General features: G+C 73.4%; 20 protein-coding genes. 7 read left to right on the plus strand and 13 right to left on the minus strand.

Translation table 11 applies throughout. The features are described from left to right. Positions 1-187: 187 nt before the first annotated feature. A complete protein-coding gene (locus tag ACZ4NT_RS12095) occupies positions 188-862 on the plus strand; it encodes a transcriptional regulator (RefSeq protein WP_467725006.1) in 675 nt (224 codons plus the stop codon). A gap of 66 nt (positions 863-928) precedes the next feature. On the opposite strand, the gene ACZ4NT_RS12100 is transcribed toward ACZ4NT_RS12095, so the two are convergent. From ACZ4NT_RS12100 to ACZ4NT_RS12120, 5 genes are all read right to left on the minus strand, one after another. Continuing rightward, positions 929-1168 carry a DUF6213 family protein gene (locus ACZ4NT_RS12100; RefSeq protein WP_121408512.1) on the minus strand — a complete coding sequence of 80 codons (240 nt, stop codon included), beginning with the start codon at positions 1166-1168 and terminating at the stop codon, positions 929-931. Between the two features lie 25 nt (positions 1169-1193). After that, complete coding sequence (locus ACZ4NT_RS12105; RefSeq protein WP_121408511.1) at positions 1194-2579, minus strand: NADP-dependent succinic semialdehyde dehydrogenase; 1386 nt, start codon at positions 2577-2579, stop codon at positions 1194-1196. Positions 2580-2686: 107 nt separating this feature from the next. Further along, entirely contained in the window at positions 2687-3151 is a 465-nt protein-coding gene (locus tag ACZ4NT_RS12110) for an NUDIX domain-containing protein (RefSeq protein ID WP_121408510.1), read from the minus strand. After that, complete coding sequence (locus ACZ4NT_RS12115) at positions 3148-4686, minus strand: ATP-dependent DNA ligase (protein ID WP_467725009.1); 1539 nt, start codon at positions 4684-4686, stop codon at positions 3148-3150. The genes ACZ4NT_RS12110 and ACZ4NT_RS12115 overlap by 4 nt, the downstream gene beginning before the upstream one ends. An 80-nt stretch (positions 4687-4766) precedes the next feature. Next, positions 4767-5705, minus strand: coding sequence for an NAD(P)/FAD-dependent oxidoreductase (locus tag ACZ4NT_RS12120; RefSeq protein WP_467725011.1), 939 nt, complete (start codon positions 5703-5705; stop codon positions 4767-4769). Between the two features lie 76 nt (positions 5706-5781). Between ACZ4NT_RS12120 and ACZ4NT_RS12125 the strand changes: the two genes are divergently transcribed. From ACZ4NT_RS12125 to ACZ4NT_RS12150, 6 genes are all read left to right on the plus strand, one after another. Further along, on the plus strand, positions 5782-6411 hold the full coding sequence (locus tag ACZ4NT_RS12125) for a helix-turn-helix domain-containing protein (protein WP_467725013.1): 630 nt from the start codon (positions 5782-5784) through the stop codon (positions 6409-6411). 86 nt (positions 6412-6497) lie between these two features. Next, complete coding sequence (locus ACZ4NT_RS12130) at positions 6498-7475, plus strand: NADPH:quinone oxidoreductase family protein (protein ID WP_467725015.1); 978 nt, start codon at positions 6498-6500, stop codon at positions 7473-7475. Further along, on the plus strand, positions 7472-8680 hold the full coding sequence (locus ACZ4NT_RS12135; protein ID WP_121408507.1) for an acyl-CoA dehydrogenase family protein: 1209 nt from the start codon (positions 7472-7474) through the stop codon (positions 8678-8680). The genes ACZ4NT_RS12130 and ACZ4NT_RS12135 overlap by 4 nt, the downstream gene beginning before the upstream one ends. Further along, on the plus strand, positions 8677-9765 hold the full coding sequence (locus ACZ4NT_RS12140) for an acyl-CoA dehydrogenase family protein (RefSeq protein ID WP_121408506.1): 1089 nt from the start codon (positions 8677-8679) through the stop codon (positions 9763-9765). Before ACZ4NT_RS12135 ends, ACZ4NT_RS12140 begins: the two co-directional genes overlap by 4 nt. 217 nt (positions 9766-9982) lie before the next feature. Then, entirely contained in the window at positions 9983-10846 is an 864-nt protein-coding gene (locus ACZ4NT_RS12145; RefSeq protein ID WP_121408505.1) for a phosphatidylinositol-specific phospholipase C/glycerophosphodiester phosphodiesterase family protein, read from the plus strand. Between the two features lie 104 nt (positions 10847-10950). Further along, positions 10951-11145 carry a hypothetical protein gene (locus ACZ4NT_RS12150; protein ID WP_121408504.1) on the plus strand — a complete coding sequence of 65 codons (195 nt, stop codon included), beginning with the start codon at positions 10951-10953 and terminating at the stop codon, positions 11143-11145. Positions 11146-11147: 2 nt separating this feature from the next. On the opposite strand, the gene ACZ4NT_RS12155 is transcribed toward ACZ4NT_RS12150, so the two are convergent. The 8 genes from ACZ4NT_RS12155 to ACZ4NT_RS12190 all read right to left on the minus strand — a co-directional run bounded on the left by ACZ4NT_RS12155 (position 11148) and on the right by ACZ4NT_RS12190 (position 17186). Continuing rightward, positions 11148-12377: a phosphodiester glycosidase family protein gene (locus tag ACZ4NT_RS12155; RefSeq protein ID WP_467725018.1), complete on the minus strand. Its 1230-nt coding sequence runs from the start codon at positions 12375-12377 to the stop codon at positions 11148-11150. A gap of 75 nt (positions 12378-12452) precedes the next feature. Then, complete coding sequence (locus ACZ4NT_RS12160; RefSeq protein WP_121408502.1) at positions 12453-12809, minus strand: DUF779 domain-containing protein; 357 nt, start codon at positions 12807-12809, stop codon at positions 12453-12455. 172 nt (positions 12810-12981) lie between these two features. After that, positions 12982-14043 (minus strand): LLM class flavin-dependent oxidoreductase, encoded by a 1062-nt coding sequence (locus ACZ4NT_RS12165; protein WP_121408501.1) that lies wholly within the window; start codon positions 14041-14043, stop codon positions 12982-12984. After that, positions 14043-14576: an SRPBCC family protein gene (locus tag ACZ4NT_RS12170; protein WP_467725198.1), complete on the minus strand. Its 534-nt coding sequence runs from the start codon at positions 14574-14576 to the stop codon at positions 14043-14045. Before ACZ4NT_RS12170 ends, ACZ4NT_RS12165 begins: the two co-directional genes overlap by 1 nt. 115 nt (positions 14577-14691) lie before the next feature. Continuing rightward, positions 14692-15189, minus strand: a complete 498-nt coding sequence (locus tag ACZ4NT_RS12175) for a winged helix-turn-helix transcriptional regulator (RefSeq protein ID WP_121408716.1) — start codon at positions 15187-15189, stop codon at positions 14692-14694. A gap of 107 nt (positions 15190-15296) precedes the next feature. Further along, the gene (locus tag ACZ4NT_RS12180) at positions 15297-16070 is read right to left on the minus strand and encodes a GAF domain-containing protein (protein WP_467725021.1); all 774 of its coding nucleotides are present in this window, start codon (positions 16068-16070) and stop codon (positions 15297-15299) included. Positions 16071-16074: 4 nt separating this feature from the next. After that, entirely contained in the window at positions 16075-16785 is a 711-nt protein-coding gene (locus ACZ4NT_RS12185; protein WP_147464426.1) for an ANTAR domain-containing protein, read from the minus strand. Between the two features lie 11 nt (positions 16786-16796). After that, entirely contained in the window at positions 16797-17186 is a 390-nt protein-coding gene (locus ACZ4NT_RS12190) for an STAS domain-containing protein (protein WP_183117182.1), read from the minus strand. Position 17187 lies beyond the last annotated feature (1 nt).

The raw sequence follows: 17187 nt of genomic DNA on the forward strand, positions 1-17187 counted from the left end.
GCCTGCTCCCGCTGCCGAGGACCCGTCGTCCCCGGCGGCAGCACGGTTCGCCACGGAAGGGTGGTGTCCCCACGATGGCCCGAGGGCCGCGGGATATCGCGCCGGAGTACGCCGGACCGGGGACCCGCCGACGGCGTGGCAGTCTGGACCCGGGGGCCCCGCAACAGGCGAACCGAAGGAGTGCGCGATGGCGCGGACCGCCGGAGAACTGCTGGCACGGACGACCGCGGAGCTTGCCCCCGACCCGCACGCCAACCGGCTCCTGCCGCTGATCGCCCGGGGTGCGGCCCGGCGTTCCACCCTGGCCGCGCTCGCCGCGGAACAGCGTCACGTGATCGCCGCGGACCGGCGGGCGTTCCTGCATCTGGCCGAGCGGTCGGCCGCCGAACCGGCGAGCGCCGCCTTCTTCGACCTGCTCGCGGAGGGCGAGGCCGTGGCCCGGGAGCGGCTCGGCGCGTACGCCGCGGCGTGCGGGGCGGACGAGGTCGGGGCGGCCGGACACGAGCCGCTCGCGGACTGCCACACCTATCCCGCGTACGTCGCCTGGCTGGCCCTGAACGGCGCACCGGCCGAGGTCGTGCCGGTGCTCAGCGCGAACTTCGCGGCGTGGGGGAGCTGTTGCGCGGCGATCGCGGAGGCCCTGCGCCGCCACTACGACTTCGACGAGGAGGCCTGCGGCTTCTTCGACCTCTTCGCCGGCCCCGCCCCCGAGCTGGAGCGGCGGACGCTGGCCGCCGTCCAGGAGGGGCTGGACGCCGGGCGGATCGACGAGGACACGGTGTTTCGGCACGGCCGGCTCCTGCAGGGCTACGAGGGCCGGTTCTGGCACGCCCTGTGGGAGCTCGACCAGCGCACGGGCTGACCCCGGCCCCGGACCGCCGGCCCGGCCGCGGGCCGGGCGACGGGGCGGCGGGGGGCCGGCGCGCCGTCAGTCCGCGGACGTGCCGCTGCTGTGGGCGATGCAGGCCACGTCGATCCGGTCGGCGAGCTTGGCCAGTTCGATGGTGAGGGTCGCGACGGTGTCCTCGTCGAGCCCGTCCTGGCCGGCCTCCACCAGATGCAGCCACCGGCCGCCCACGGTGCGCAGCAGTTTGCTGACGTCGGCTGCCGACACCTGCAGCGTGCCGCGGTCGTCGACGATCAGGGGGAGGGTCACTTCGCGGTTCACAGGGGGGATCGTAGCTGCCGGACGCTCACGCTCCGTGCCACACCGTGGTGATGTTGCAGAACTCTCGGATTCCGTGCCCGGACAGCTCACGCCCGTATCCGGACCGCTTGACCCCGCCGAACGGGAAGGCCGGATGGGAGGCCGTCATCCCGTTGACGAACACGCCGCCCGCCTCCAGATCACGCACGAACCGGTCCACCTCGGCCTCGTCGCGCGTCCAGACGTTCGAACTGAGTCCGAACGGGCTGTCGTTGGCGATCGCGACCGCCTCGTCGAGGTCGGCGGCACGGTAGAGGGTGGCCACCGGACCGAAGGCCTCCTCGTGATGGATGCGCATCTCGGGGGTGATGTCGGCCAGGACGGTCGGCGCGTAGTACCAGCCGGGCCCGTCGGGGCGTTCGCCCCCGCACAGGACGGTCGCACCGCTCTCCACCGCGTCGTCGACGAGCTCCTCCAGGTCGTCGCGGCCCTGTTCGGTCGCGAGCGGACCGACGTCCGTCCCCTCGTCCGACGGGTCACCGACGGCGAGTTCCCTCATCGCCGCCGTGAACCGTTCGGCGAAGGCGTCGAAGACGTCCGTGTGCACGATGAACCGCTTGGCGGCGATGCACGACTGCCCGTTGTTCTGCACACGGGCCGTGACCGCGGTCTTCGCGGCCCGATCGAGGTCGGCCGACGGCATGACCACGTACGGGTCGCTGCCGCCCAGCTCCAGGACCGTCTTCTTGATCTCGTCCCCGGCGACGGCGGCGACCGCGCGGCCGGCCGGCTCGCTCCCGGTGAGGGTGGCCGCCTTGACCCGCGGGTCGCGCAGGATGTCCTCGACCGCGCCGGAGCCGATCAGCAGCGTCTGGAAGCAGCCGTCGGGGAAGCCCGCCCGGCGGAACAGGTCCTCCAGGTACAGGGCCGTCTGCGGCACGTTGGAGGCGTGCTTGAGCAGGCCCACGTTGCCCGCCATGAGCGCGGGGGCGGCGAACCGGACCACCTGCCACAGCGGGAAGTTCCAGGGCATGACGGCCAGCACCGGGCCGAGCGGCCGGTAGCGGACGATCACCCGGGAGGCGCCGGAGTCGCGCGCCGCCGACTGCTCGGGCTCCTCGTCGGCGAGGTACTCCTCGGCGTGGTCGGCGTACCAGCGCATCGCCTTGGCGCACTTGGCCGCCTCGGCGCGGGCCTGCTTGACCGGCTTGCCCATCTCGGTGGTCATCACCTGCGCGATGTCCTCCTGGTCCTCGTCCAGGAGGTCGGCGGCCCGGTGCAGCAACCGGGCGCGCTCGGCGAAGGGGGTGGTGCGGTAGGTGCCGAACGTGGCCGCGGCGGTGGCGAGCCTGCGCTCGATCTCCTCGGCGCCGAGGGCGTCGTACGTCTTGAGCGTCTCGCCGTTCGCCGGGTTCACCGTCGCGATGGGCATGGCCGACCTCCTGGAAGCATGGCTGTCTCTCGACCCTCCCGCGCGGCACGGCAGTACGCAACGCGGAGGGTTCCTCCGGAGCCGGCACCGCCCCGCGGAACCGGCCCTCAGTCCGAGTGCTCCGCGAGCCGGTCGAGAAACGCCGCCTGCGCCGGCACGATCACGGACCGGGCCCGCTCCAGTCCCAGCCACTCCACCCGGTCGAGCTCCGGGAACTCCTGGACGCGCCCCGACTTCGGGGGCCACTCCATCGCGAAGGTGCCGGGGACCATGTCGGCCGGGTCGAGGTCGGCCTCGATCGCCCAGGCCGTGACGATCTTGCCGCCGGACTGCACGACCTCGCCGAGCGGAACCGCCTCGCCCTCGGGCGGCGCCAGTCCCAGTTCCTCCTGGAACTCGCGGCGCGCGGCGTCCCAGGAGGGCTCGTCCGGCTCGTACTCGCCCTTCGGCACGGTCCACGCCCCCGCGTCGCGCCGCGCGAAGAAGGGGCCGCCCATGTGGCCGAGGAGCACCTGGAGGCCGGCCTCGGTGTGCCGGTACAGCAGCAGGCCGGCGCTGCGCCGGGCGGTCATGGCGCGACCTCGGGGTGGGCGGCCAGCAGCGTGCCGACGGTGTCGGCCTCGGCCGGGGCCTTGTCCTCCCGGTAGCGCAGCACCCGGGCGAAGCGGAGGGTGACACCGGCCGGATAGCGGGTGGACCGCTGCAGACCGTCGTAGGCGATCTCGACGACGAGTTCGGGCCGTACGGTGACCACGTGGCCGTCGTCGTCGACGGCCAGCTCCTGGAGGCGCTCGGTCTGCCAGGCCAGCATGGCGTCGGTCATGCCCTTGAACGTCTTGCCCAGCATCACGAACGACCCGTCGTCGCCGCGGGCGGCCAGGTGCAGGTTGGAGAGCTTGCCGGTGCGCCGCCCGTGGCCCCACTCGGCGGCCAGCACCACCAGGTCGAGGGTGTGCACGGGCTTGACCTTGAGCCAGGAGGCGCCGCGCCGGCCCGCGCTGTAGGGCGCGTCCAGGGCCTTGGCCACCACACCCTCGTGTCCGCGGGCCAGCGTGTCCACGAGGAACGTCTCGGCGGCGTCGGCCTCGTCCGTACCGGACACCAGGGTGCGTCGTACCCGCATCGGCTCGGGCACCAGCCGCGCCAGTTCCGCGTGCCGCTCGGTGAACGGCAGGTCGAGCAGATCCCGGCCGTCGACCGACAGCGCGTCGAAGAAGACGGGGGAGACGGGCACCGCGGCGGCGGCCGTGGCCACGTCCACCCGGGAGCCGACCCGCCCCGCGATCTCCTGGAACGAGCGCGGCCTGCCGTCCCCGTCGAGCGCGATGACCTCGCCGTCCAGGATGAAGCGCTCTCCCGCCAGCTCCCGTGCCGCCGCCGTCAGCTCGGGCAGCCGGTCGGTGATGTCGTCGAGCGTGCGCGTGTAGACCCGGACCCGGTCGCCGTCGCGGTGGACCTGCACCCGGATGCCGTCGAGTTTCTCCTCGACGGCGCACGAGCCCAGTTTCGCGACGGCCTCGGAGACGGAAGCCGCCGAGTGCGCCAGCATCGGCAGGACCGGCTGCCCCACGGTCAGCCGGAAGCCGTCCAGGGCGCCGGGTCCCTCCGCGAGCAGGGCCTGCGCCACGGTCTGCAGCGACCCCGCGAGCATCACCGCACGCCGCACGTCGGCGGCGGGCGTCCCGGTCGCCGCCGCCAGTCCCTCGGCGGCGACGGCGTCCAGCGCGCCCTGCCGCACCTCTCCGGTGAGCAGCCCGAAGAGGAACCGCTGCTCCTCCTCGGTGGCCGCGGCGAGCAGTTCGCCCATCAGGCGCTTGCGTTCGGCCTGGGAGCCGGTGCCGCCGACCGCGCCGAGCGCGGTCAGGCGGGCGTCCACCTCGTGCACGGTCAGGGTCGCCTCGGTGGCCGGCGGGACCGGCGTGCCGAGGAGCTTCCAGCCGATGCCGAGCCGGCCCTGCGGCAGCCTGCCGGCCAGATACGGGATGACGATCGGCACGTCGTCGGCGTCGGCGTCGCGGAACAGCTCGGCGAGCAGAGCGATCTTCCGGGACCGCGCCGAGGTGGCGGCGACCTCCTGGGACACATGGGCGAGCCGGCTCAGCAGCATGGAGCCATGGTGCAACGCGGCCGCCGCTCGCACACCCCCAGCGGCGCCCGCCGCTCATGTCTCGGCCACGGTCGTGGGGCTCAGCCTCGGGCGACCGCCGCGTCGATGTCCGCGAACAGCAGCTCGCCGTTGAGCGCGACGGCGGCGCGGTATCCGGCGCTCGCCGCGTTCACGACCTGCTCGGCGTGGCTCGTGGCGTTCCCCGCGGCCCAGAGGCCCGGCACGGTGGTGCGCCCGGTCCCGTCGACCACCGGGTACGTGCCGAAGTCCGTCTCGTGATGCTCGGCGCCGAGTTGCCGCAGCAGCTCCGTGCGCGGGGCGAGGCGGGCACCCACGAAGAGCACGGCGCGGTCGTGGACCGAACCGTCGGCGAGACGCACCCCGGTGAGCCGGTCGTCGGCGACCACGAGTCCGGCGACCTCGCCGGGCACCACGTCGACCCCGGCGGCGGCGAGTCGGCGCAGGTCCTCGTCGGGGAGCGCGTCCTCCTCGACGGTGTGCAGGAACAGCCGTACGTCCTTCGACCAGTGGCTGACCACGAGGGCCTGGTGGACGCTCGCCGGACCGCCCGCCAGGACGCCGAAGGGCTCGTCGCGCACCTCCCAGCCGTGGCAGTACGGGCAGTGCAGGACGTCCCGCCCCCAGCGGTCGGCGAGACCCGGCACCGGCGGCAGCTCGTCGGCCAGGCCGGTGGCGACGACCAGCCGGCGCGCGTGCACCGCGCGCCCGCTCGCGAGCGTCACGTCGAACTCGCCCGCGCCGTCCCCCGACGCCTCCACGGCACGGTCCCGGACCAGTTCCACGCCGTACCCCTCGACCTCCTGCCGTCCCCGGGCGAGGAACCGGGCGGGCGGCATGCCGTCGCGGGACAGATAGCCCTGCATGTGGGCGGCGGGCGCGTTGCGCGGCTCCCCGGCGTCGACGACGAGTGTGCTGCGCCGGGCCCGGCCGAGCACCAGCGCCGCCGACAGTCCTGCCGTGCCGCCTCCGACGACGACCGCCTCGTATGTTCCGGTCATGGTGACCACCTCCACTCAGAAGGTCGCCGACGGCTGCCGTCTTGACAAATGTCTTTGCCGAATCTGCAATACGGTCATGAGCGAAGCGCGGACGGACGAAACGCAGGCCGACCGGACGGATCAGGCGGGTGCGGACGCGGTCCTGGCGGGCGTCGGCCCCCGGCTGCGGCGGATCCGCAAGGAGCGGGGCGCCACGCTCGCGGGACTCTCCGAGGCGACCGGCATCTCGGTCAGCACCCTCTCGCGCCTGGAGTCCGGGCTGCGGCGCCCCAGCCTCGAACTGCTGCTGCCGATCGCCCGCGCCCACAAGGTCGCGCTGGACGAACTGGTCGGCGCCCCGCCGGTCGACGACCCGCGCGTACGGGCCGAGCCGATCCGGCGCAACGGCCGCACGCACTGGCCGCTGACCCGCCAACCCGGCGGCCTCCAGGCCTACAAGGTCCTCGAACCCGTGCGCCGGCAGGAGCCCGATCCGCGCACCCACGAGGGCTACGAGTGGCTCTACGTGCTCTCCGGGCGACTCCGGCTCGTGCTGGGCGAGCACGACGTGGTGCTGGGCCCCGGCGAGGCCGCCGAGTTCGACACGCGCGTCCCGCACTGGTTCGGGTCCACGGGGGAGGGGCCCGTCGAGTTCCTGAGCCTCTTCGGTCCCCAGGGCGAGCGGATGCACGTCAGGGCCCGGCCCGGCAGGGCTGCCGCGTCGTGACGGACGCGACTGTTCCCTGATCGGCAAGCGACCGCTTAGTATGCGATCGAGCCCGGTCAGACGAAGCAGTCCCGTGGAGGCCCCGCATGCAGGCATGGCAAGTGCACCAGAACGGCGAGCCGAGCGAGGTGATGCGGCTCGCGGACGTGGAGCGGCCGGTGCCCGGCGCGGGTCAGCTCCTGCTCAAGGTGCGCGCCGCGAACATCAACTTCCCCGACGCGCTGATGTGCCGGGGGCAGTACCAGGTCAGGCCGCCCCTGCCGTTCACGCCCGGCGTGGAGATCTGCGGCGAGACCGAGGACGGCCGGCGCGTCCTCGCCAACCCCGCGCTCCCGCACGGAGGCTTCGCCGAGTACGCCGTCGCGGACGCGGCGGCCGTACTGCCCGCACCCGACGCCCTCGACGACGCGGAGGCCGCCGCCCTGCACATCGGCTACCAGACCGGCTGGTTCGGCCTGCACCGGCGCGCCCGGCTGGAGGCGGGGGAGACCCTGCTCGTCCACGCCGCCGCCGGAGGCGTCGGCAGCGCGGCGGTGCAGCTCGGCAAGGCCGCCGGAGCCAGGGTCATCGGCGTCGTCGGCGGGGCCGACAAGGCCGCCGTCGCCCGCGACCTCGGCTGCGACGTCGTCGTCGACCGGCGCTCCGAGGACGTCATCGCGGCCGTGAAGGAGGCCACCGGCGGCCGGGGCGCCGACGTCGTCTACGACCCCGTCGGCGGCGAGGCGTACACACAGTCCACGAAGGTCGTCGCCTTCGAGGGCCGGATCGTCGTCGTGGGCTTCGCGAGCGGCTCGATCCCCAGCCCGGGCCTGAACCACGCGCTCGTCAAGAACTACGCGATCCTCGGCCTGCACTGGGGCCTGTACAACACCAAGAACCCGAAGCTGGTCCAGCACTGCCACGAGCAGCTCACCGAACTCGCCGCACGCGGCGCGATCAAGCCACTCGTCAGCGAGCGGGTGCCGCTGGCCGGCGCCGCGGCGGCCGTACAGCGCGTCGCCGACGGGACCACGACGGGACGCGTCGCCGTGGTGCCCTCCCTGGAGAACGGAGCAGACGCATGACCGACACCGCACGCGAGGACGGCGCACCCGACGCCGCCGGGCTGCGCCGCCGCACCCGGGAGCTGCTGGCGGCACATCCGCCCGCGAGCACCGACCGCCTCGACTTCCTCAGGGCCCGCTTCGACGCCGGCCTCGCCTGGGTGCACTTCCCCGCCGGACTCGGCGGCCTGGGCGCCCCCCGTACCCTCCAGGCCGTCGTGGACGCCGAACTGGCGGCCGCCGGCGCCCCCGACAACGACCCGCGGCGCATCGGCATCGGCCTCGGCATGGCCGCGCCGACCATCCTCCAGTACGGCGACGAGGAGCTGAAGAGGCGCCTGCTGCGCCCGCTGTGGACCGGCGAGGAGGTCTGGTGCCAGCTCTTCAGCGAGCCCGGCGCCGGGTCCGACCTGGCCGCCCTCGGCACCCGCGCGGTCCGCGAGGGCGACACCTGGGTGGTCAACGGGCAGAAGGTGTGGACCTCCAGCGCCCACCTCGCCCGCTGGGCCATCCTCATCGCCCGCACCGACCCGGATCTGCCCAAGCACCGCGGCATCACCTACTTCCTCTGCGACATGACCGACCCCGGCGTCGACGTCCGGCCGCTGCGCCAGATCACCGGCGAGGCGGAGTTCAACGAGGTCTTCCTCACCGACGTCCGCATCCCCGACTCCCTCCGCCTGGGCGAGGTCGGCGACGGCTGGCGGGTCGCGCAGACCACGCTCATGAACGAGCGCGTGTCCATCGGCGGCATGCGCATCCCGCGCGAGGGCGGCATGATCGGCCCCGTCGCCAGGACCTGGCGCGAACGCCCCGAGCTGCGCACCCACGACACGCACCAGCGACTGCTGAAGCTGTGGGTCGAGGCCGAGGTCGCCCGGCTCTCCGGTGAGCGGCTGCGCCAGCAGCTCGTCGCGGGCCAGCCCGGCCACGAGGGCTCCGGGATGAAGCTCGGATTCGCCCGGCTCAACCAGGAGATCAGCGGCCTGGAGGTCGAACTCCTCGGCGAGGAGGGCCTGTTGTACGGGGACTGGACGATGCGCCGGCCGGAACTGGTCGACTTCACCGGCCGTGACGCCGGGTACCGCTACCTCCGCTCCAAGGGCAACAGCATCGAGGGCGGGACCAGCGAGGTCCTGCTGAACATCGTCGCCGAACGCGTGCTGGGCCTGCCCTCCGAGCCCCGCACCGACAAGGACGTCGCCTGGAAGGACCTGGCCCGATGACGGATCTGCTCTACTCGGAGGAGGAAGAGGCGCTGCGCGCCGCCGTCCGCGACCTCCTCGCCGACCACTGCGACGCGGCGGGCGTCATCGCCCGCTCCGAGACCGATGCCCCGCACGACCGCGCCCTGTGGAAGGCGCTCGCCGAGAGCATGGGTCTGGCCGGTCTCCTGGTCCCCGAGTCGCGCGGCGGCCAGGGTGCCACGCACCGTGAAGCCGCCGTCGTACTGGAGGAGTTGGGCCGCGCGGTCGCACCCGTGCCCTACCTCACCAGCGCGGTCGTCGCGACGGAGGCCCTGCTGGCGTGCGACGGCGACGAGGCGGCCACGCTGCTGACCGCCCTGGCGTCCGGTCGCACGATCGGCGTGCTGGCCGTCGCGCTCTCCGTCGCACCCGCCGGCACGCCCAAGACCGTACGTCACGAAGACGGCGCCCTGTCCGGGGAGTTGACCGGCATCGCGGACGCGGCCGTCGCCGATGTGCTGCTGGTCCCGGCCGAGGACGGCGCGCTGTACGCCGTGGACGCCGACGCCGTCACCATCACGCCACAGGTCTCCCTCGACCTCACCCGGCCCGTCGCCACGGTCGTCCTCGACGGAGCCCCGGCGCGGATCGTCGGCCGCGACGCCGCGTCGGCGGTCCACCGGGCGCTGCGCTCCGGCGCCGGGCTGCTCGCCTCCGAGCAACTCGGCCTCGCCGACTGGTGCCTGACCGAGACGGTCCGCCACCTCAAGGAGCGCAAGCAGTTCAACCGGCCCGTCGGCGGCTTCCAGGCGCTCAAGCACCGGCTCGCGCAGCTGTGGCTGGAAGTCGTGGGCCTGCGGGCCGCCGCCCGCAACGCCGCCGACGCGCTGGCCACGGGCAGCACGGACACCGACGTCGCGGTGGTCGTCGCCGGGGCGTACGCGGCACCGGTCGCCGTCCACGCCGCCGAGGAGGCCCTCCAGCTGCACGGTGGCATCGGCATGACGTGGGAGCACCCGGTCCACCTGTACCTGAAGCGGGCCAAGGCCGACTCCATCGCGTACGGCACGGCGGGCCGGCAGCGGGAGGAACTGGCCGAACTGGTCGACCTGCGGGCACCCTGACACCCCGCACGACTCCGCCGAAGGCCCGCCCCGCACGGGGCGGGCCTTCGGCCTGTCCGCGCCCCCGGCGAGGTGAACCGACGGCGGCGGTCCGGCCAACTCCCCGCACACCCCTGCTCCTTGGCGGAGGAGGCACCGCATACTCTCCCCGACCCGACTTCGCCCGGGACGGGCGGCGCCCCACCCGTCCCGCAGGGCACCCCCAGGGAGGCAGAGCATGGCACCCACCACCCGCCGCAGAGCCCTCACCACCTTCGGCGCCGCCCTCGCGGGCTCCGTCACGCTGCCCGCTGCGGCCGCGTGGGCGGGCGAGCGCGGGCACCGCGCGCGTCCCCTGCGGCGCGCCCACGCGCACAACGACTACGAGCACCCGCGGCCCCTCCTCGACGCACTCGACCACCGCTTCGCCAGCGTCGAGGCCGACATCTACCTCGTGGGCGACCAGCTCCTCGTCGCCCACGACCCGGCCGACCTGGACCCCGCCCGTACCCTCGAAGCCCTCTACCTGGACCCGCTCGCCGCGCGCGTCCGGGCCAACCACGGCGCCGTGTACCGGGGATACCGCAGGCCCTTGCAACTGCTCATCGACATCAAGACCGAGGGCTCCTCGACCTACCTCGAACTCGACCGCCACCTACGGCGTCACCGGCACCTGTTCACCACCTACGCGCACGGACGGGTGCATCCCGGCGCGGTCACCGCCGTGGTCTCCGGTGACCGCGCCGCCCGCGCCCCGATGGAGGCACAGCGCGTACGGCGCGCCTTCTACGACGGCCGGCTCACGGACCTCGGCACCGCGGCACCCGCCTCCTTCGTGCCGCTGATCAGCGACAACTGGACACTCAACTTCACCTGGCAGGGCGTCGGCCCGTTCCCGGACGCCGAACGGCAGAAGCTGCGCGGCATCACGGCGGCGGCGCACTCCCGCGGGCAGCGGGTGCGCTTCTGGGCCACCCCGGATCTGGCGGGACCGGCGCGAGAGGCACTCTGGGGCGAACTCGTCGCCGCCGACGTCGACCACCTCAACACCGATGACCTGGCCGGACTCGAAAGGTTCCTCGACGCTCACGACGCGCGGTAGAACACCACACGTTCGGAGGACACGTCAGCAGCCCGGAAGAACCCTCCGCTACGCGACACTTGCGGCCGAATGCCGCGGTGTCGACGTGGCGGAGGAGGTTGACGATGGCCATTTCCATCTCTGTGGTGGTGCTGCTGCTGATCCTGGCGGTGGTCTTCCTGCGCAACGGCGCACTGAAGCTCTCGCACGCCCTGGTCTGCGTCCTGCTCGGCTTCTACCTGGCGAGCACGAGCATGGCACCCACCATCAACGACGGGCTCACCGCGACGGCGGACATCGTGAGCAGCCTCAACCCCTGAGTTCAGGACCCGGCGAACACCCCGATGCCGTTGGGCACCGGCCGCTCGGCCCCGCCGCTCGGGTGATTGCGTACGGTGACGGCGGGCGCCCCGGGCTCCCGGGCCACCAGCGTCGTGGAGCCGCCGCCGTCCAGGCTGAAGCCCTCGTCGGCGCCCAAGGCCCGTAGCGCAGACGCCACTTCGGCGATGGTCAGGCCGCTGCGGTACGCGGGCGCCCCGTCGGTGGCGAGCAGGAACAGGCGCCGCCCGCCGTCCCCGATCCCGGCCGCGGTCCGTACGGCCGACGTCGTGTCGTCCAGCCCGGGCAGCGGCCGGCCGCCGGTGACGACCGGATATCCGCCGAGCGCGAAGCGGTACGCGACCCGGGACCGCGCCGCCACCAGACGGTGCCGCACCTGGACCCGCTCACCCGTCGACAGTTTGCGCAGCCACTGGGCCCCCGCCTCCCGGCCGACCAGGACGGTGGTGCCGACGGCGATCGGACCGCTGCCCGGGCTGTCCGCCGCCGATACCACCCGGCCCTTGCGCACCGTCACCTCGTAGCTGTCCGAACTGCAGGGAGCGGCGCGGTCGGTGTCCGTGCCGCACACGGCCCGGGCCCGCGAGACATTCCCCCAGTCCGAGGTGAACGCGCCGACCGAACCCTCCGGCAGCGCGTACTGGTTGAGCCCGCCGAGTGCGAACGGCCCGTCCTGGGTGCGCACGGAACCGTCGAGGGCCAGGCTGTCCAGCCGGGCTCTGCCGTCGACGCCCACGCCCAGGACGTCCTTGGTGGTGGTCCCGGGCGGCAGGGCCGGGCCGAAGCGCTGTCCGTCCGGAACCGCGGCCTTGAGCGGGCGCCCGCTCGCGATGGCCGGGCCGACGGGGGCGCCCGTCGCCTCGATCCCGGGATGCTGGGTCTCGGTGATGTTGAAGAAGTCGCCGTTCACGCCGGCCACGGCCCCCTGGGAGCCGGCGAGCTGCGAGACGGGGGCCCGGGAGGCCACGGCCCCGGGATGGAGCAGGCCGACGCTCACGCGGGAGGCGCGCAGATCGACGGTGAGCAGATGGGCGTGGGTCACGCCCTTGGCCGCCGCCAGGTCGAACTCCGTGTAGCGCACGCCCGGCGCGATCTCCGTGCCGGTCTCCTCGGCGGCGGCCGGTGTCGCCGTCGTCAGGGCGGCTCCGGCCAGCGCACTCCACGCCGCCAGAGCCGTCAGTACCGTTCTGAACCGTGCGGTGCGACGCGTCACAGTCCCCCCTGATGTCTCGTCAACTGTCCCAGGTATCAGGGGGAGTGCACCAGACGGCGGTGGCCGTGCCGGTGGCTACGTGCCGACGAGGCGGGAACGGATCAGAAAACGCACTCCTTCGGGTGCCTCCAGCGAGAAGCCGCTGCCCCGTCCCGGAACGACGTCGACGATCAGCCGGGTGTGGCTCCACACCTCGTACTGGCTCCTCGACATCCAGAACGGCACCCGCTCCTCGACCCCCGCCACCTCCAGTTCGGCGAGCAGGACGTCGGAGGCGCCGGTGCGGAACTCGCCGTCCGGGTAGCACATCGGGGCACTGCCGTCGCAGCAGCCGCCGGACTGGTGGAACATCAGGGGCCCGTGCAGCGCCCGCAGCCGCCCCAGCAGCCCGGCGGCGGCCGGAGTCAGTTCGACGCGCGGGGTCGTGTCCACTGCGGTAACTCCCGTCCTCGGAGGTCACGCCGACGGCCCCGCCCCGGCCGTGCTCGGCCCGGCGGCGACGGTCTCGGCCGGCTGCGGTCAGCCAACCCCGCACGACGTTGCACGAACGTTGCGGGACCCGGCCGGCCACTGCGCCGGGTACAGGAGGGGGCGTGCTCCCCGGCTACCGCACCGCCTCGCCCTCGATGTCGCGGACCAGTGCGAGAGCCCGGCCCAGCGTCGTCAGCCGTGCGTCGAGGGTGTCGCCGGCGGGGTAGAGGCGGACGGTGTCCACACCGGCGTCGCGCCAGACGCGCAGCCGCTCGCGGACCATGTCCTCCGTCCCGATCAGCGTGGTCGCCAGCACCATCTCGTCGGTGACCAGCCCGGTGGCACCCTCCCGGTCCCCGGCCTGCCAGCGGGTCCGCACCTCGGCCGCCACCTCCGCCCAACCCTGGCGGCTGTACGCCTGGTTGTAGAAGTTCACGGACGTGGAGCCCATGCCGCCGAGGCTGAAGGCCAGCTCCTTCTTCCGTCCGGCGACCATCGCACGGAGGGCGTCCTCGTCCTCGGCGAACGCGACTTCGGCGCCCTGGCAGATGTCGAGGTCGGCGCGGGTCCGGCCGGCGGCGGCGAGGCCCGCGTCCAGGTGGGCGAAGTACGCCTCGCCGGCGCCCTCGGGGACGAAGCTGGTACCGAGCCAGCCGTCGGCGATCTCACCGGTCAGGTGCAGCATCTTCGGCGAGAGCGTCGCCAGGTAGACGGGGATGTCGTGTTCGGCGCGCATCGACAGGCGCATGGGCTTCGCCTCTCCGCCCGGCAGCGGGATCCGGAACTCCCGGCCGGAGTAGGAGATCTTCTCCCCGGTGGCGGCCCGGCGGACGATCTCGACGGTCTCGCGCATCCGTGCCAGCGGGCGGGCGAAGGGCACGCCGTGCAGCCCCTCGATCACCTGGGGGCCGGAGGGACCGAGTCCGAGCAGGAACCGGCCCTGGGAGATCTGCGACAGGGTGATGGCGGCGCGGGCGATCGCCGTCGGCGTGCGCGTGCCGAGCTGGATGATGCCGGAGCCGAGCAGCAGGCGGTCGGTCCTCGCGGCGAGATAGCCGAGCGGCGAGGGAGCCTCGGAGCCCCAGGCCTCGGCCACCCAGCAGATGTCCAGGCCGAGTTTCTCCGCCTCGACGACGTAGTCGACCGTTTCGCGCCAGTCGCCGCCGGAGGCTTCGATCGTGGTCGAGGTACGCATCAGGCCTCTGCCCCTTCGGGGTTGGCGGTCCGCTCGGCCAGGTCCTTGATCGCAGCGACCGTGGCGGTCATGCCGGCCTCGAACTCGCGCATGCGGACGAAGACGATCTTCTGTTCCCGGTCCGGCATGCGGTCGATGGCGAGGGAGAGGCCGGAACGGGCCGGTCCCATCCGCATCCACTGCCGGAGCAGTGTGCCGCCCGCGTCCGGTTCGAGGGTGAACCTCCACAGGGCGGTGGGGTGTTCGGGGTCCTCGACCGCCCAGGCGAAGAGGTGGGGCGGCTCGTGGGCGACGACGTGCGAGGTGGTGGACCACTCGCCCAGCGACTCGTGCCTGCTCCGCCCGACGAAACGGGCTCCGAGGGTGGGCCCGGTCACACCGTCCAGCCAGTGGGCGGACCGCAGTTCCGTGCTGATGCGCGGCATCAGCTCGATGTCGGACACCAGGGGCCACACCTGCTCCGGTGGGACGGCTATGCGGGTCTCCACCTCGACCGTCGGCCCGTCCGCGTAGCGCGCGCCCGTCCATTCCATGGAGCTGCCGCCTCCCTCTGCATCCATCAGGCTTCTACGGAAACTCTCTGACCAGTAAAGTTGCGTAGATAGACTCACCTGTCAAGGGGGAGAGGCGGGGCGGCGGTCGATCAGGTCAGTCCGCGAACCGCTCCCGCACGTCCGGCCGTTGGGCCAGGTGCGGCGGGTATCCGGGGCCCATCCGGGGGTGCGCGTTGTCCGCCGTCATCGGCTCACCGCAACCGGAGCACACCACTCGGGCGTGGCTCTCCTGCCCGCAGGTGTCGTGGTGGATGACGACCGGCGGGCCCGCTTCCTCCGCCAGCCAGCGGTCTCCCCAGCGGTTCATCACGAGCAGCACTCCGTAGAAGTCCCGCCCCTTCTCGGTGAGCACGTAATCGTGGCGGACCGGCTCGGTCTGGTACGGGCGCTTCTCCAGCAGACCCTCGTCCACCAGCCTCCGCAGCCGGTCCGTCAGGGTGTTGCGGGCGATGCCGAGCGACTCCTGGAAGGCGTCGAACCGCCGGATCCCGTAGAACGCCTCACGCAGCACCAAGGGCGTCCACCAGTCCCCGAGCAGATCCATGGTCCGCGCGATCGAGCAGGGCCACTGAGCAAAGGAAGTCCGCCTCATGGGCGTCAGCATACGGTTCGTCTCGTGGTGAGACCCGGCAGGTGAGGGCGGCTGTGGCCGCCGTGCGGGTCCGGCCGGGCGCCCTCGGCACGGACCCGCCGCGGCAGTCAGGGCCCCGGGCGCCGGGACGTGTGCGGGAACGGGGGTGCCGGTGTGGCGCGGATCTGCCGGGTGTCGAACCTGCCGTCGGTGATGTCCCGGGCCAGCTGGGACAGCTTGAGATGGTGCGCGCGGGCGTAGGCGCGCAGGGTGCCGAAGGTCTCGTCGACGCTCAGGTGCCAGCGTTCGGCGAGGACGCCTTTCACCTGCTCGATGATGATGCGGTTGGTGAGGGCGTACTGGAGCTGGTCGCGTTCGGCCTCGGCGTGGGACAGGGTGCGTTGCTGGAGGATCGCGATCGTCGCGACGTCGGCCAGGGCCTGGGCGAGGGTGAGGTCCTCGGGGCTGAGGGTGCCGGGGGTGGTGTGGAACAGGGCGAGGGTGCCGATGACCCGGCCGCGCAGCCGCAGCGGCAGGACGTCGGTGGCCACGAACCCCGTCTCCCGGGCACCGCTGGTGAAGTGCGGCCAGTCGGCGGTGACCTGCGGATCGGTGAGGTCGATGTCGGTGCGGGCCCGGCCGTTGCGGTAGCACTCGACGCAGGGCCCCTGGTCGTGCTGGAGGGCGAAGAGCTCCAGCAGCCGGGTGTGTTCGTCGGAGGCCGCGAGGACGTGCAGGACGTCGTCCTTGTCCGCGAGCAGGATGCCGACGGCCGCCGCGTCCAGGAGCTCCACGCAGCGCACGGACAGCCGCTGCAGGAAGTCGATGACGTCGAAGTCGGCCACCAGGGAGTCGGCGACTTCGACGAAGACCTCGGTGACTTGCTGTTCACGGGTGGTCATGGAATCAGTCCTTGTCTGCGGCGGGCGGGGGTGGGTCGGTGCCGGGGGCCAGCCGAAGCCGTCCGGCCACGATGTCGTGAGCGGTGTCGGAGAGGGTGCGGCCGCTGCCGTAGGCGTGGGCGCGCAGACGCAGCAGGGCGTCGGTCGGGGAGACGGCGAGCTGGACGCCGGCCATCCCGGTCGCCTGGTGGACGACGGCGTTGAGCAGGGGCGGTCCGTCCGACTCCTCGGGTGGCGGCAGCGCGGGAGGGCCGGGGTCCATCAGGTGCATCGCCAGGGCGAACGCCAGAGCCAGGGCGTCATCGGTCTGCCCCTGGGTCAGTCGGCCGGGCGCCCGTCGGACGAGAGTGAGACTGCCGAGGACGATCGCACCGACCCGCAGGGGGAAGCAGAACACCGCCCGCGCCGCCTGGCCCGGCACCTCCACGACCAGCGCGGGCCACCGGTCGCGGCGCACCCGCGTCAGATCGGGCACGCCCACCGCGGTGCCGACGACCAGGCAGTCCACGCCCGGCCCCTCGCCGAGGGTCGCCTGCAGATCCTCGAAGCCGCGGGAGGTGCCGTCGGAGGCCCACAGAGTCTCACCGGGGGCGGGTCCGTAAGTGAGCGAGACGGTCACGCCGTCCACGGCCAGCGCGGCGGCCATGGCAGCGGCGACGCCGGCGCCGCTGCAGGAGGCGTCGCGCCGCTGGAGCATGCCGAGGAGGGCGGCCATGCGGTCACTGATCACCGGAGGCCGTCGGCGGCCCCGGCCCGGGGCCGCCGACGCGCACTCCCCGGGGGCGGAACCGCGGCGTCGGGCCGGGCGGCGTCCAGCAGGGTCGCGGTGCCGGTGAGATCCCACACCCGGCGGACGGCGGGTGTGGGGTGACGAAGCCGCAGCCGGCATCCGCCGGCCTCCGCGCTGAGGGCAGCGGCGAGGAAGACGTTCAGGCCGCTGGCGTCACAGAAGCTGACGCCGGCCAGTTCGACGTCCACGCCGCCCGTCTCCCGGCTGATGCAGTCCTCGACGGCGGCACCCACGGCGGGAGCGGTGTCCGCGTCGATCTCACCCACCAGGAAGACGGTCGCCCGGCTGCCGCGCCGGTAGAGGGTCATCGCGCGTATGCCGGTCATT

This window comes from Streptomyces sp. NPDC026417 (genome assembly GCF_055567695.1).